This is a genomic window from Streptomyces aurantiaciflavus (assembly GCF_049808595.1).
Classification (GTDB): Bacteria; Actinomycetota; Actinomycetes; order Streptomycetales; family Streptomycetaceae; genus Streptomyces.
Genome location: NZ_JBNCAQ010000011.1, coordinates 61,310 through 75,936 on the forward strand (window position 1 = coordinate 61,310; position 14,627 = coordinate 75,936).

General features: G+C 71.4%; 11 protein-coding genes and 1 pseudogene. 8 read left to right on the forward strand and 4 right to left on the reverse strand.

Annotated elements, in window-relative coordinates; translation table 11 throughout:
* Positions 1–265 precede the first annotated feature (265 nt).
* Positions 266–2,818 (forward strand): bifunctional SulP family inorganic anion transporter/carbonic anhydrase, encoded by a 2,553-nt coding sequence (locus tag ACPT94_RS15045; RefSeq protein WP_425246030.1) that lies wholly within the window; start codon positions 266–268, stop codon positions 2,816–2,818.
* 147 nt (positions 2,819–2,965) lie between these two features.
* Here ACPT94_RS15045 and ACPT94_RS15050 read toward each other — a convergent pair.
* Positions 2,966–3,475 (reverse strand): annotated as a pseudogene (locus ACPT94_RS15050) (RNA polymerase sigma factor); the annotation flags it as partial.
* A gap of 368 nt (positions 3,476–3,843) precedes the next feature.
* Between ACPT94_RS15050 and acs the strand changes: the two are divergent.
* The 5 genes from acs (at position 3,844) to ACPT94_RS15075 (ending at position 9,285) form a co-directional block, all read left to right on the forward strand.
* Positions 3,844–5,799, forward strand: coding sequence for an acetate--CoA ligase (acs, locus tag ACPT94_RS15055; RefSeq protein ID WP_425246031.1), 1,956 nt, complete (start codon positions 3,844–3,846; stop codon positions 5,797–5,799).
* Positions 5,800–6,036: 237 nt separating this feature from the next.
* Positions 6,037–7,473 (forward strand): Na+/H+ antiporter NhaA, encoded by a 1,437-nt coding sequence (gene nhaA / locus ACPT94_RS15060; RefSeq protein ID WP_425246113.1) that lies wholly within the window; start codon positions 6,037–6,039, stop codon positions 7,471–7,473.
* Positions 7,474–7,554: 81 nt separating this feature from the next.
* Complete coding sequence (locus tag ACPT94_RS15065; RefSeq protein ID WP_360332428.1) at positions 7,555–8,043, forward strand: phage holin family protein; 489 nt, start codon at positions 7,555–7,557, stop codon at positions 8,041–8,043.
* Positions 8,040–8,978, forward strand: a complete 939-nt coding sequence (locus tag ACPT94_RS15070; RefSeq protein ID WP_360332431.1) for an alpha/beta fold hydrolase — start codon at positions 8,040–8,042, stop codon at positions 8,976–8,978. The genes ACPT94_RS15065 and ACPT94_RS15070 overlap by 4 nt, the downstream gene beginning before the upstream one ends.
* A gap of 127 nt (positions 8,979–9,105) precedes the next feature.
* Positions 9,106–9,285: a hypothetical protein gene (locus ACPT94_RS15075; protein ID WP_360332434.1), complete on the forward strand. Its 180-nt coding sequence runs from the start codon at positions 9,106–9,108 to the stop codon at positions 9,283–9,285.
* A 34-nt stretch (positions 9,286–9,319) separates the two neighbouring features.
* Here ACPT94_RS15075 and ACPT94_RS15080 read toward each other — a convergent pair whose 3' ends face one another.
* From ACPT94_RS15080 to nth, 3 genes are all read right to left on the reverse strand, one after another.
* Positions 9,320–10,519: a MarP family serine protease gene (locus ACPT94_RS15080; protein WP_360332437.1), complete on the reverse strand. Its 1,200-nt coding sequence runs from the start codon at positions 10,517–10,519 to the stop codon at positions 9,320–9,322.
* A 98-nt stretch (positions 10,520–10,617) separates the two neighbouring features.
* Positions 10,618–11,313, reverse strand: a complete 696-nt coding sequence (locus ACPT94_RS15085) for an NUDIX hydrolase (RefSeq protein WP_360332440.1) — start codon at positions 11,311–11,313, stop codon at positions 10,618–10,620.
* A gap of 415 nt (positions 11,314–11,728) precedes the next feature.
* Positions 11,729–12,601: an endonuclease III gene (gene nth / locus ACPT94_RS15090; protein ID WP_425246032.1), complete on the reverse strand. Its 873-nt coding sequence runs from the start codon at positions 12,599–12,601 to the stop codon at positions 11,729–11,731.
* A gap of 391 nt (positions 12,602–12,992) precedes the next feature.
* On the opposite strand from nth, the gene ACPT94_RS15095 reads away from it, so the two are divergent.
* Together ACPT94_RS15095 and ACPT94_RS15100 are read left to right on the forward strand one after the other, a co-directional pair.
* Positions 12,993–13,667, forward strand: coding sequence for a Crp/Fnr family transcriptional regulator (locus tag ACPT94_RS15095; RefSeq protein WP_029382547.1), 675 nt, complete (start codon positions 12,993–12,995; stop codon positions 13,665–13,667).
* A gap of 136 nt (positions 13,668–13,803) precedes the next feature.
* The gene (locus ACPT94_RS15100; protein WP_425246033.1) at positions 13,804–14,625 is read left to right on the forward strand and encodes a nucleotidyltransferase domain-containing protein; all 822 of its coding nucleotides are present in this window, start codon (positions 13,804–13,806) and stop codon (positions 14,623–14,625) included.
* Positions 14,626–14,627: the final 2 nt, after the last annotated feature.

A 14,627-nucleotide genomic window follows, 5' to 3' on the forward strand; every position in this document is an offset into this window, starting at 1 on the left:
GAGCCGACAGCGCCGCCAAGGTCGCACGGGGCCGAGAAGGAATTAGTACGACAAGCCGATCAAATGCCTGCTTCACTCCTGCGGGTGATTAATTGACCTATTTGCCAGGAAAATCCATGCTTGGCCTTTACTCTGCATTACGATTCATTTACCGAGCGTTGATTCATCCCGCCGCTGCACGCCGTGACCCACGGCCGCGACCGCCCCCGCGTCGACGGGGGACCACTTGTTCCGCGACCGCGCTGCCCCGGAGGAGACGGGAACCATGTCAGCTTGCGTCCCCACTCGCACCTCAGACCCGACGCACACCCAGCGCATCCGCCCGCCCCACAGTCCCCCACCGCACCCACCCCGCCGCTTCCGTATCGCCGGCGCCGACGCCTCCGCCTCGATCGCGGTCTTTCTGATCGCTCTGCCGCTGTCCCTCGGCATCGCCCTCGCCACCGGCGCGCCCCTGCAGGCCGGCCTCGTCGCCGCCGCCGTCGGCGGGCTCGTCGCCGGATGGCTCGGCGGTGCTCCGCTCCAGGTCACCGGGCCCGCCGCGGGACTGACCGTCGTCACCGCCGACCTCATCCACCGCTACGGCTGGCGGACGACGTGCGCCATCACCGTCCTCGCCGGGCTCGCCCAACTCGGCCTCGGCTGCCTGCGCGTGGCACGCAGCGCGCTCGCCGTCAGCCCCGCCATCGTGCACGGCATGCTCGCCGGCATCGGCGTCACCATCGCCGTCGCCCAGCTGCACATCGTTCTCGGCGGCAGCCCACAGAGCTCCGTCCTCGACAACCTCCGAGCGCTGCCCGCCCAGTTGGCGGACCTGCAGCCCGCCGCCGTGGCCGTGAGCGCGCTGACACTCGCTCTTCTGCTGCTCTGGCCGCGCCTGCCCGGCCGCGTGGGCCGGCTGCTGCGCAAGGTGCCCGCGGCGCTCGTCGCCGTCGCCGGGGCCACCGCGATCGCCGCGCTCGCCGGACTGACCCAGCCCAGAGTCGAGCTGCCGTCCTGGAGCAGTCATGCCCTGGCCGGGCTGCCCGAGGGGCCGGTGCTCGGCCTCGTCGCCGCCGTGCTCACCATCACGCTGGTGTGCAGCGTGCAGTCGCTGCTCGGCGCGGTCGCCGTGGACAAGCTGATCGCCTCCCGCCCCGGCCCGCACATCGCCCGCTCCGACCTCGACCGCGAGTTGCTCGGTCAGGGCGCCGCCAACGTCGTCTCCGGCGCGCTCGGCGGACTGCCCGTCGCGGGCGTGGCCGTGCGCAGTTCGGCGAATGTGCAAGCCGGGGCCGTCAGCCGGAACTCCACGATGCTGCACGGCGTTCTCGTAGTAGTCGCCGCGCTGCTGATGGTCCCGGTCCTGGAGCTCATCCCGCTCGCCTCGCTCGCCGCTCTGGTGATGGCCGTCGGCATCCAGATGGTGTCCCTGCACCACATTCGCACGGTGACCCGCCACCGAGAGGTGCTGGTGTACGCCGTCACCACCCTCGGCGTGGTGTTCCTCGGCGTCCTGGAGGGCGTGGCGCTCGGAATCGCCGTGGCCGTCGCCGTCTCCCTGCACCGCCTCACCCGCACCCGTATCACCCACGACGAGAAGGAGGGAGTCCATCACGTGCACGTACGAGGACAGTTGACGTTCCTCGCGGTGCCGCGGCTCAGCCGCGCCCTGCACCTCGTGCCCCAGGGAACGCAGGTCGTGGTCGAGTTGGACGGCTCCTTCATGGACCACGCGGCGTACGAGACCCTGCAGGACTGGCAGAAGACGCACACCGCGCAGGGCGGCTCCGTCGAGCTGACCGGCCGTCGCTCCGGCACCGGGGGCCAGGCCGCCGAGCCCACCGCCACCGAGGCTCCCGACCCCACCCCGGCGGCGGGCGTCCCCCTCGCAGACTGCCGCTGCGGCCCCTGGACGCCCTGGCGCAACCACCAGTGCGAGGACCCCCGGTCCGCCACCGCACCCGGCCACGGCGACGACGGGCACCCGGCGGAAGGCCGGTCGTCCGGGGAACCGGCCGGGCAGTCCGGCGAGCCTCCCGCCGGGCCCGCGAGATCCAACGGATCCTCACGGCCCGATGAGTCCGACGGGTCCGCTGAGTCCGACGGGTCCGCTGAGCCCGACGGGCCGGCCGACTCGGGAAGGTCCGCCGAGTCCGAGCCGAGCGCGCACCAACTCGTCCGTGGCATCAGCGCGTTCCAGCGCAACACCGCGCCGCTGGTGCGGGGCGAGCTGGCGCGGCTGGCCCGGGAGGGGCAGCGGCCGTGCCAGCTCTTCCTCACCTGCGCCGACTCACGGCTGGTCACGTCGATGATCACCTCCAGTGGTCCGGGCGACCTGTTCGTGGTGCGCAACGTGGGCAACCTCGTGCCCCTGCCCGGTGAGGAGAGCGGGGACGACTCGGTGGCGGCCGCGATCGAGTACGCGGTGGACGTGCTGAAGGTGCGGTCCATCACGGTGTGCGGACACTCCGGGTGCGGGGCCATGCAGGCGCTGCTCAGCACCGAACCCGGTGGCGCGCAGACCCCGTTGAAGCGGTGGCTGCGGCACGGGCTGCCCAGCCTGGAGCGGATGGCAGACGGCACCCGTCCCTGGGTCCGGCTGGCCCGGCGGGCGCCCGCCGACGCGGTCGAGCAGCTCTGCCTGACCAACGTGGTCCAGCAGTTGGACCACCTGCGCGCCCACGAGTCGGTGGCCCGGGCACTGCGGGCCGGGGTGCTGGAGCTGCACGGGATGTACTTCCACGTGGGCGAGGCACAGGCGTACCTGCTCGCCGACACGGGCGGGGGCGACACAGAGTTGTTCGACCACGTGGGGGTGGTGGACGTGTCGGCATGAACCCGGTGCCGGTGTGCGGTTCCCGTCGGGGCGGGGGCGCGCACCGGCGCCGTCACTGCTCCTGAGCTGCGGCCACCCGCTCACCGGGACGCACGGAGCCTCCTTGCCCTGACAGTGCGCGGGGCCGCGTGAGTCCGCGTCCGCCGCGTCCCCCGGGTCCGCGTGGGCCCGCAGCGCCTTGCGGGCGCGGTGCAGCCGCACCCGCGCCGTGACCTGGCGGATGCCGAGCGCCGCGGCGACCTCGGTGACGGTGAGCTGGTCGATCACGATGAGTCCCAGGACGGCCCGTTCGCTCTCCGGAGCCGTCCGAGGGCGGCGAGGGCACGGCGGCCGGGGCTCTCGGCGTCGAGCTTGCCCTGGAGGCGGGCGATGTCGTCCGGCTCCAGCAGCCGCGGACCCGAGATGCGCAGGTCGCGCCGGGTCTCACGGGCGGCCCGCCGGCGCTGCGAGGAGACGACGACGGGGGTGCCTCCGGGCTCGGGCGAAGCAGAGAGTTCTCGGGCGAAGTCGAGAGTTGGGGGAGGGCGATGCCGTAGAGGAAGGCCCGCTCGCTGCCCAGCCCCGGCTGGTAGGGGTGGGCGGAGTCCAGGACCGCGAGGAAGGCACCGTGTAGGGGTCGGTGACGCGCCGGACCACGAAGGACGTCACCGCGTCCACGTGCCGTCGGTGGAACTCCTCGAAGAGCTGTGGGTCCCGAGCCGCGACAACCGGCCCTCCGTATCGCTTCCACCCGGTCCATGCTGGCTCCCCTCTCCTGGGTGGACTCCCCCCTCCTGGGTGGCACGTCACCTGTGCTTGGGCGGGATAGTGAAAGGGGTTACACCTGGTGAACCCCGCCCGGTCGGCGTCCGTGGGTACGGATGACCCCCGGCAGACGGACGCCGGCCGAAGCGACCCCCGAGGACGACCCCACAACCGACCCCGATAGGTCTAAACCAATCTTCCGACGACCCTTGTCACCAGGCCCCTGGGTCTGATGAGGTGTGGTCTGGGACACAACGGACACCCTTCGAGAGGGAGATGTCGTGAGCAACGAGAGCCTGGCCAACCTGCTCAAGGAAGAGCGCAGGTTCGCACCCCCCGCCGACCTGGCCGCCCACGCCAACGTCACGGCGGAGGCGTATGAACAGGCCAAGGCTGACAGGCTCGGCTTCTGGGCCGAGCAGGCCCGTCGGCTGACCTGGGCCAAGGAGCCGACGGAGACGCTGGACTGGTCGAACCCGCCGTTCGCCAAGTGGTTCGAGGACGGCGAGCTCAACGTCGCGTACAACTGCGTGGACCGGCATGTGGAGACCGGGCACGGCGACCGGGTCGCGATCCACTTCGAGGGCGAGCCCGGCGACAGCCGCGCCATCACCTACGCCCAGTTGAAGGACGAGGTCTCCAAGGCCGCCAATGCCCTGCTGGAGCTGGGAGTCCGCAAGGGCGACCGGGTCGCCGTCTACATGCCGATGATCCCCGAGACGGCGGTCGCGATGCTGGCGTGCGCCCGGATCGGCGCCGCGCACTCCGTGGTCTTCGGCGGCTTCTCGGCGGACGCGCTGGCGACCCGTATCCAGGACGCGGACGCCAAGGTCGTCATCACCTCCGACGGCGGCTACCGGCGCGGCAAGCCGTCCGCGCTCAAGCCGGCCGTCGACGAGGCGATCTCCAAGGTCGACAACGTGGAGCACGTGCTCGTGGTCCGCCGTACCGGCCAGGACGTCGCCTTCACCGAGGGCCGCGACGTGTGGTGGCACGAGATCGTCGACCGCCAGTCCGCCGAGCACACGCCCGAGGCGTTCGAGGCCGAGCACCCGCTGTTCATTCTCTACACCTCCGGGACGACGGGGAAGCCGAAGGGCATCCTGCACACCTCCGGCGGCTACCTCACGCAGACCGCCTACACCCACCACGCCGTCTTCGACCTCAAGCCGGAGACGGACGTGTACTGGTGCACCGCCGACGTCGGCTGGGTCACCGGGCACTCCTACATCGTGTACGGGCCGCTGGCCAACGGCGCGACGCAGGTCATGTACGAGGGCACGCCCGACACCCCGCACCAGGGCCGCTTCTGGGAGATCGTGCAGAAGTACGGCGTCACCATCCTGTACACGGCGCCGACCGCGATCCGTACGTTCATGAAGTGGGGCGACGACATCCCCGCCAAGTTCGACCTCAGCAGCCTGCGCGTGCTGGGCTCGGTCGGTGAGCCGATCAACCCCGAGGCCTGGATCTGGTACCGCAAGCACATCGGCGCGGACCGCACCCCGATCGTCGACACCTGGTGGCAGACCGAGACCGGCGCGATGATGATCTCGCCGCTGCCGGGCGTGACGGCGACCAAGCCCGGCTCCGCGCAGACCCCGCTGCCCGGTATCTCCGCGACCGTCGTCGACGACGAGGCGCACGAGGTGCCCAACGGCGGTGGTGGCTACCTGGTCCTCACCGAGCCGTGGCCGTCGATGCTGCGCACCATCTGGGGCGACGACCAGCGGTTCATCGACACCTACTGGTCGCGCTTCGAAGGCAAGTACTTCGCCGGTGACGGCGCCAAGAAGGACGACGACGGCGACATCTGGCTCCTCGGGCGCGTCGACGACGTGATGCTCGTCTCCGGCCACAACATCTCCACCACCGAGGTGGAGTCCGCGCTCGTCTCGCACCCGTCGGTCGCCGAGGCGGCCGTCGTCGGCGCGGCCGACGAGACGACGGGCCAGGCGATCGTCGCCTTCGTCATCCTGCGCGGTACGGCGTCGGAGGACGAGAGCCTCGTCAACGAGTTGCGCAACCACGTCGGCGCCACCCTCGGCCCGATCGCCAAGCCCAAGCGGATCCTGCCGGTGGCCGAGCTGCCGAAGACCCGCTCCGGCAAGATCATGCGCCGTCTGCTGCGTGACGTCGCCGAGAACCGCCAGCTCGGTGACGTGACCACCCTGACCGACTCGACCGTCATGGACCTCATCCAGGCGAAGCTGCCGGCGGCGCCGAGCGAGGACTGAGCACCCACTCCAGAGGACTCGACCGAGGACCGGTCCCGGAAGACGGGGACTGCCCGAGAGGACTGAGTACGGCTGTGAAGGGCACCCGGCGACAAGCGCGCCGGGTGCCCTTTTCGCACCTAACGTAGGGATCGCCGGATTCCTCCCCGCGCACCTTAGGTAACCTAAGCAAAAAGAGGGGCGCCGGGAAGTCTGGTCGGCATGAGTTCCGCCCTGCCCACCGACCCGGAGGTCCCCGTGCCCGCGCCCCGCACCCCCGCTCCTCGCAAGGTCCTCGGACGTCTGTCCCTGCCCGAGCGGACCTTCGTCGCGGACGCGCTGCGCACCGAGACCGTCGGCGGTGTCCTGCTGCTCCTCGCCGCGGTCGCCGCGCTGGTCTGGGCGAACATACCCGCGCTGCACGACAGCTACGAGACCGTCAGCCACCACCACCTCGGCCCCGCGGCCCTCGGACTGAACCTGTCGATCGCGCACTGGGCCGCCGACGGCCTCCTCGCCGTCTTCTTCTTCGTCGCGGGCATCGAACTCAAGCGCGAGCTGGTCGCCGGTGATCTCAGGGACCCCAGGGCCGCCGCGCTGCCCGTGGTCGCCGCCCTGTGCGGCATGGCAGCACCGGCGCTCGTCTACGCCCTCACCAACCTCACCGGCGGTGGATCGCTCAACGGCTGGGCGGTCCCGACCGCCACCGACATCGCCTTCGCGCTCGCCGTGCTCGCCGTCATCGGCACGTCCCTGCCGAGCGCCCTGCGCGCCTTCCTGCTCACGCTCGCCGTCGTCGACGACCTGTTCGCGATCCTGATCATCGCGGTCTTCTTCACCGACACCCTCGACTTCGCCGCGCTCGGCGGCGCGGTCGCCGGCCTCGCCGTGTTCTGGCTGCTGCTGCGCACGGGGGTCCGCGGCTGGTACGTGTACGTCCCGCTCGGTGTCGTCATCTGGGCGCTGATGTACAACAGCGGCGTCCACGCCACCATCGCGGGCGTCGCCATGGGCCTGATGCTGCGCTGCACCCGGCGCGAGGACGAGGACCGCTCCCCCGGCGAGCGCATCGAGCATCTCGTGCGCCCGCTGTCCGCCGGCCTGGCGGTTCCGTTGTTCGCCCTGTTCAGCGCCGGTGTGGGGGTTTCGGGCAGGGCGCTCGGGGACGTGTTCACCCAGCCGGAGACCCTCGGCGTCGTCCTCGGTCTCGTCGTCGGCAAGACGATCGGCATCTTCGGCGGGACCTGGCTGACCGTCCGCTTCACCCGGGCCTCGCTGAGCGAGGACCTCGCCTGGGCGGACCTCTTCGCCGTCGCGTCGCTGGCCGGTATCGGCTTCACCGTCTCGCTGCTCATCGGAGAGCTGGCCTTCGACGGCGACGCGGCCCTCACCGACGAGGTCAAGGCCGCTGTCCTCCTGGGCTCGCTGATCGCGGCGACCCTGGCGACCGCCCTGCTGAAGGTGCGCAACGCCAAGTACCGCAGGCTGTGGGAGGCCGAGGAGCGCGACGACGACCGCGACGGCATCCCGGACGTCTACGAGCAGGACGACCCGGCGTACCACCTGCGCATGGCCGCCATCCACGACGCCAAGGCCGCCGAGCACCGCCGGATCGCCGCGGAGAAGGCCGCCGCGCGGCCCGGGCTTGCCGAAGTGCCGGGCGGGGCGGGCGAGGAGGGCGACCGTCCGGCATGATCTGACGGGACGGTACAAAAGACGGGACCGTACGCAGTCAGGCAGAAGACGGCGGAACCGTACAAGACGAGGGAGACCGCGATGAGCGCACCCGACGGCAGCCCGGTCGGCGCCGAACGCAGCATCGGCCAGCTGTTCGCCTCCGCGACGACCGAGATGTCGGCGCTGGTGCACGACGAGATCGCGCTGGCCAAGGCGCAGCTCAAGCAGGACGTCAAGCGCGGCGCGACGAGCGGCGGCGCGTTCACCCTGGCCGGCGCGGTCCTGCTCTTCTCGCTGCCGATGCTGAACTTCGCCCTCGCCTACGGCATCCGCACCTGGAGCGACTGGAACCTCGCGGTCTGCTTCCTGCTGTCCTTCGCGGCGAACGTCCTCGTCGCCGTCCTGCTCGTGCTGATCGGCGTGGTCTTCGCGAAGAAGGCGAAGAAGAGCAAGGGGCCGCAGAAGGTCGCCGCCTCGGTGAAGGAGTCGGCGGGCGTCCTGCAGAAGGCCAGGCCGCACCCGCGGCCCGAGCTCGCGCAGGACCGGGGCCAGAAGGCCATCGAGGCTGTGGCACGCTCGTCGTCATGACTGACCCCGCCGGCGCTTCGGCGCAGCCTGCCTCGGTCGTACGGCCGGACGGCCCCTGGACCCATCGCGAGGTCGCGGCCAACGGCGCGCGCTTCCACATCGCCGAGTTGGGCGACGGCCCCCTGGTGATGCTGGTGCACGGCTTCCCCCAGTTCTGGTGGGCCTGGCGGCACCAGCTGACCACGCTGGCCGACGCGGGCTTCCGGGCCGTCGCCATGGATCTGCGGGGCGTCGGCGGCAGCGACCGCACGCCCCGCGGCTACGACCCGGCCAACCTCGCCCTCGACATCACCGGCGTGATCCGCTCCCTCGGTGAGCCGGACGCCGCGCTGGTCGGCCACGACCTGGGCGGCTACCTGGCGTGGACGGCGGCCGTCATGCGCCCCAAGCTCGTACGACGGCTCGCGGTCGCCTCGATGCCGCATCCCCGGCGCTGGCGCTCGGCCATGCTCGCCGACGTCCGGCAGACCACCGCGAGCTCCCACATCTGGGGATTCCAGCGGCCCTGGATCCCGGAACGCCGGCTGACCGCCGACGACGGGGAGCTGGTGGGCCGGCTGATCCGGGACTGGTCCGGGCCGCGGCAGCCGGAGGACGAGGCGGTCGATACGTATCAGCGCGCGATGTGCATCCCCTCCACCGCCCACTGCTCGGTGGAGCCGTACCGATGGCTGGTGCGGTCGATGGCCAGGCCGGACGGCATCCAGTTCTACCGGCGCATGAAGCGGCCCGTGCGCGTCCCGACGCTGCATCTGCACGGGTCGCTCGATCCGGTGACGCGCACCCGCAGCGCGGCCGGCTCCGGCGAGTACGTGGAAGCGCCCTACCGCTGGCGCCTGTTCGACGGACTCGGACATTTCCCCCATGAGGAAGATCCGGTCGCATTCTCGACCGAACTGGTCAGTTGGCTGAAGGATCCCGAACCCGACAGGTGACCGAGCCATCGCGCCCGGTATCCGATCCTGAACACCTGCACTACGAACAGCCAATTGCCCGGCGCATAGGCCAATTGGCGGGCCCCCAGGCGGTTATCGACCTTGGGGCAGGGGCAGACGTCGGGGTATGGGCTGGACGCACGACTACAGTGACGCAGCACGCAACCGCCGCTCGGCCGCTGGGCTGAGCTCCCACCAACGAGGTGCCGACCCGCAGCCGGGCAGCGATCTCCGGGTGGGCATTCCGCGCATCCTGCGCCGCCGGGCCCGCTGGGTCTCGGTACGCCTGCGTCACCCGCGCGGCTGACACCCTCCGACGACGCCACAGCGCTTCTACGGCTCTACAGCGCGCAGTTGTCGCTGTCCACCTCCTGGTTCGCGGAACGCCCCCGGACGATGTCCTCCTGGATCTCGTCCGCGGTGAGCGCGTAACCGGTCTCGGCGTCGTCGAGGGACTTGGCGAAGACCACGCCGTACACCTCGCCGTCCGGAGTGAGCAGCGGGCCGCCGGAGTTGCCCTGGCGGACGGTCGCGTACAGCGAGTAGACGTCACGGCGGACGGTGCCTCGGTGGTAGATGTCCGGGCCGTTGGCCGTGATGCGCCCGCGCACGCGCGCGGCACGCACGTCGTACGCCCCGTTCTCCGGGAAGCCCGCCACGATCGCGCTGTCGCCGCTCGCCGCGTCCTCGCTGGTGAACCGCAGCACGGGTGCGTCGAGATCGGGTACGTCGAGGACGGCGATGTCGCGCTTCCAGTCGTACAGCACGACCGTGGCGTCGTACTTGCGTCCCTCGCCGCCTATCTGGACGGTGGGCTCGTCGACGCCGCCCACGACGTGCGCGTTGGTCATGACACGGCGCTCGCCGAAGACGAAGCCGGTGCCCTCCAGGACCTTGCCGCAGCTCTCCGCGGTGCCCATGACCTTGACGATGGAGCGCTGCGCGCGGACCGCCACCGCGCTGCGGGCGAGGGCCGGGTCCGGCGGCTTGACGTCGGTGATCGGCTCGTTGGAGAACGGGCTGAAGACCTGCGGGAAGCCGTTCTGCGCGAGGACGGAGGAGAAGTCGGCGAACCAGGTGTCCGCCTGGTCGGGCAGCGCCTGGGACACCCCGTGCAGCACCTTGGAGCTACGGACCTCCTTGCCCAGCGTGGGCAAGGTCGTGCCGGCGAGGGCCGAGCCGATCAGCCAGGCGACCAGCAGCATCGCGACGACGTTGACGAGGGCGCCGCCCGTCGCGTCCAGCGCGCGGGCCGGGGACCAGGTGATGTACCGGCGCAGCTTGTTGCCCAGGTGCGTGGTGAGAGCCTGGCCGACGGACGCGCAGACGATCACGACGACGACCGCGACGACGGCGGCCGTCGTGCTCACCTCGGAGTTGTCGGTCAGCGCGTCCCAGATCACGGGCAGCAGGTAGACGGCGACGAGGCCGCCGCCCAGGAACCCGATCACCGACAGGATGCCGACGACGAAGCCCTGACGGTAGCCGACCACCGCGAACCAGACGGCCGCGACCAGCAACAGGATGTCCAGCACGTTCACCGTTTCAGGCCTCGCCTCTTTCTTCCCCGGCCAGGGCAGGCCGGCCAGGGGTCTCCGGGGGTGGTCCCCCGGTCAGACACAGCACGGGGGACACCCTGTCATGACCGCCAGTCCAGCGGGACCTGCTTGTCCCGGTCCCAGGAGCGCTCCCATCCCGCGTAGTGCAGCAGACGGTCGATGAGGCCTGCCGTGAAGCCCCACACAAGGGCCGATTCGACCAGGAATGCCGGACCGCGGTGACCACTGGGGTGGACGGCCGTGGCGCGGTTCTCGGGATCCGTGAGATCCGCCACGGGGACCGTGAAGACGCGGGCGGTCTCGTTGGGGTCGACCACACCGACCGGGCTGGGCTCGCGCCACCAGCCCAGGACGGGGGTCACGACGAAGCCGCTGACCGGGATGTACAGCTTGGGCAGCACGCCGAAGAGCTGCACGCCGGTGGGGTCGAGGCCGGTCTCCTCCTCGGCCTCGCGCAGGGCCGCCCTGAGCGGCCCGTCGCCGTGCGGATCACCGTCCTCCGGGTCGAGGGCGCCGCCCGGGAAGGAGGGCTGCCCGGCATGCGAGCGCAGCGAGCCGGCCCGCTCCATCAGCAGCAGCTCCGGGCCCCGCTCCCCCTCCCCGAAGAGGATGAGGACGGCCGACTGCCGCCCCGCTCCGTCCGCCGGCGGCAGAAAGCGGCTCAGCTGGACCGGCTCGACCGTCTCCACGGCATGCACGACCGGATCCAGCCAGCCGGGCAGCCCGTCCTTGCTGAGCACCACCGGCCCGCCCTGTGTGTCACTGGCGCGTGTCATCGCCACCACCCCCGTCCTGCCCAGTCCAACGCCCGAGGCTTCGTAGATCGTTCCAGGACACGCGCCGCCGTGCCTTGGGCCCCGACGTGCGGCACCCGCCCGGGCGCGCCGCCTGCGATCGAGCCTGCCGTCACCCCTGACGGGAGGCCCGTGCTCACACCCACCGCCTGCTTCGGAGCCGGGCCCGTGGTCGAGCCGGCCAGGGGATCCGGCGCCGGGCCCATGACCGTCCGCGGCACCGGCCGCCCCCGCGGATCCACCGTCGGCCGAGGCGTCCGGCCCGCGCTCCGACCAGCCGCCGGCCCCGGTGCCTCCGCTGGGCTCGGGTCTGCCGCCCCGCCCGTGTTCCGCCCGGCGGTCGGCCCGGGCATCACCGCTGTCCGGCAGCTCATCAGCCCCGTGTTCCGCGCTTGCGTCACCCGGTGGCCCCCAGCGGCGGAGCCGGGCGGCCGCCGGCGTCCAGGTAGGCCTGCGGAGGGTTCAGACGTTGGCCGGGGAAGCCGCCCTTCTCGTACTTCAGGAGTTTCTTCGCCTTCTCGGGGTCCGTCTCGCCCTCGCCGTACGCGGGGCAGAGCGGGGCGATGGGGCAGGCGCCGCAGGCGGGCTTGCGGGCGTGGCAGATGCGGCGGCCGTGGAAGATCACGTGATGCGAGAGCATCGTCCACTCGCTCTTGGGGAACAGCGAGCCGACCGCGGCCTCGATCTTGTCGGGCTCGGTCTCCTCGGTCCACTGCCAGCGCCGCACCAGCCGCTGGAAGTGCGTGTCCACGGTGATCCCGGGCCGGCCGAACGCGTTGCCCAGCACCACGAAGGCCGTCTTGCGGCCGACGCCGGGCAGCTTCACGAGGTCCTCCAGGCGGCCGGGGACCTCGCCGTCGAACTCCTCCACCAGGGCCTTCGACAGCCCTATGACCGACTTCGTCTTGGCCCGGAAGAAGCCGCAGGTCCGGAGGATCTCCTCGACCTCCTCCGGGTTGGCGACGGCCAGGTCCTCGGGGGTGGGGTACTTCGCGAAGAGGGCGGGAGTCGTCTGGTTCACCCTGAGGTCGGTGGTCTGGGCGGACAGGACCGTGGCGACCAGCAGCTGGAAGGCGTTCTCGAAGTCCAGCTCGGGATGGGCGTAGGGGTAGACCTCGGCGAGCTCGCGGTTGATCCGGCGGGCACGTCGGACGAGAGCAGTACGGGACTCGTTCTTCGGGGGCTTCGAGGGCCTGGGAGGCTTCGGCGACTTCTGGGGCGTGGGGGAACTCTGGGACTTCGGGGGCGTCGCAGGCTTCGCCGACCGCACAGGCTTCTCAGGAGCAGCTTCCTTGGATTTACTGGTAGAAGTCGTCGCTTTCCGCACAGATGTCCCCTTCACGGCTTTCGCCGCCTTCTCACCCTCGCCGGAACCTTGTTCGCCCACAGCGGAATCGCGACGTACAACCACCCGCCCAGCCCCCTTGGCCTGTGCTCTACCGGCGATTTGGACACCCGGCCAGCCTAAAGCCCACCACCGACATCCGCCCCGGACCCCAAAGATCAGCCCCCAATTGGACCCCTGCCGCTTACCTCAGGACACCTGTGCGGCATCCTTGTGACAGATCACACTGTTTGGACCGTCCGGCAAAATGGGGAACACGGTCCCCTGGCACACGGGGGAGCAAGATCCCCTGAGCAGGTCGACAAGGAGAGAACTCGTGGACGACGTTCTGCGGCGCAACCCGCTCTTCGCGGCTCTCGACGACGAGCAGGCCGCGGAGCTCCGCGCCTCCATGAGTGAGGTGACGCTCGCGCGTGGCGACTCCCTGTTCCACGAGGGCGACCCGGGCGACCGGCTCTACGTGGTCACCGAGGGCAAGGTCAAGCTCCACCGCACGTCCCCCGACGGCCGCGAGAACATGCTGGCCGTCGTCGGCCCCGGTGAGCTCATCGGCGAGCTGTCGCTGTTCGACCCGGGCCCGCGTACGGCCACGGCGACCGCGCTCACCGAGGTCAAGCTGCTGGGTCTCGGCCACGGCGACCTCCAGCCCTGGCTGAACGCCCGCCCCGAAGTGGCCGCCGCGCTCCTGCGCGCCGTCGCCCGGCGCCTGCGCAAGACCAACGACGCCATGTCCGACCTGGTCTTCTCGGACGTCCCCGGGCGTGTGGCCCGCGCCCTGCTGGACCTCTCCCGCCGTTTCGGCGTGCAGTCCGAGGAGGGCATCCACGTCGTCCACGACCTCACGCAGGAGGAGCTGGCCCAGCTGGTCGGCGCGTCCCGCGAGACCGTGAACAAGGCGCTGGCGGACTTCGCGCAGCGGGGCTGGCTCCGCCTGGAGGCACGGGCGGTCATCCTGCTGGACGTGGAGCGGCTGGCGAAGCGCTCGCGGTGACCGGATCCGGGGGCAGTCGTCCCCGGATCCCCGCCGGGGCCTGAACGGCCCGTCGTCTCGCGCCGGACAGGCTGAGACACCTGCCCGGCGCCGAAATTCGCGGCCGCCACCGCCACCTCCGGTGCACAGTGGCCCCATGACCGAAACGGCTCACCACCGGGGTCTGGACGCCCAGGGGTACATCGCGCGCGAAGGCTCCCTCGCGCGCGTGCCGCACGCCTTCCGTCCCGTCGTCGCCGCGGCCCGCGACCGGGTGCTCGACGTGTTCGGGACGCGGCTGCACAGCGCGTACCTCTACGGGTCGATCCCGCGCGGCACCGCGCGCGTGGGGCGCAGTGACCTGGACCTCCTGATCGCCCTGCGCGCTGAGCCGACCGACGCGGACCGGGCCGACGCCCGTGCGCTGGGCGAGGCGCTCGACCAACGGTTCCCGCAGATCGACGGGGTCGGCACGCTGCTCCACGGCCGTCAACGGCTGCTGAGCGACCTGGAGACGTACGACCTGGGATGGTTCCTGGCGTGCCTGTGCACACCCCTCCTCGGCGACGACCTCGCCGAGTGCCTGCCCCGCTACCGGCCCGACTCCCTGCTCGCGCGGGAGACCAACGGCGACCTCGCGCTGCTCCTCCCCCGCTGGCGCGCCCGCATCGCCGAGGCGGACGACACCGACGAGGCCCGGCGCCCCCTGGTCCGCTTCATGTCCCGGCACCTCGTACGCACCGCGTTCACCCTCGTCATGCCCCGCTGGAACGGCTGGACCAGCGACCTGCACGAGATGGCCGAGGCGTTCGCCGCGTACTACCCGGCGCGCGCGGAGCAGGCGCGCGCGGCGGCCGTACGCGGCTACGAGCCGACGGGAGACCCGGCCGTCCTGCGTTCGTACGTCGACGACCTCGGGCCCTGGCTCGCGGAGGAGTACGCGCGCGTGCACGGCGTGAAGGCGCCGCGACCGGACTGAGC

What these genes read in the sequence shown, in the direction of transcription:
- ACPT94_RS15045 (WP_425246030.1), top strand. Translation starts at nt 266, where the DNA reads ATGTCAGCTTGCGTCCCCACTCGCACCTCAGACCCGACGCACACCCAG.
- ACPT94_RS15065 (WP_360332428.1), top strand. Translation starts at nt 7,555, where the DNA reads ATGAGCGCACCCGACGGCAGCCCGGTCGGCGCCGAACGCAGCATCGGC.
- ACPT94_RS15070 (WP_360332431.1), top strand. Translation starts at nt 8,040, where the DNA reads ATGACTGACCCCGCCGGCGCTTCGGCGCAGCCTGCCTCGGTCGTACGG.
- ACPT94_RS15075 (WP_360332434.1), top strand. Translation starts at nt 9,106, where the DNA reads ATGGGCTGGACGCACGACTACAGTGACGCAGCACGCAACCGCCGCTCG.
- ACPT94_RS15085 (WP_360332440.1), bottom strand. Translation starts at nt 11,313, where the DNA reads ATGACACGCGCCAGTGACACACAGGGCGGGCCGGTGGTGCTCAGCAAG.
- ACPT94_RS15100 (WP_425246033.1), top strand. Translation starts at nt 13,804, where the DNA reads ATGACCGAAACGGCTCACCACCGGGGTCTGGACGCCCAGGGGTACATC.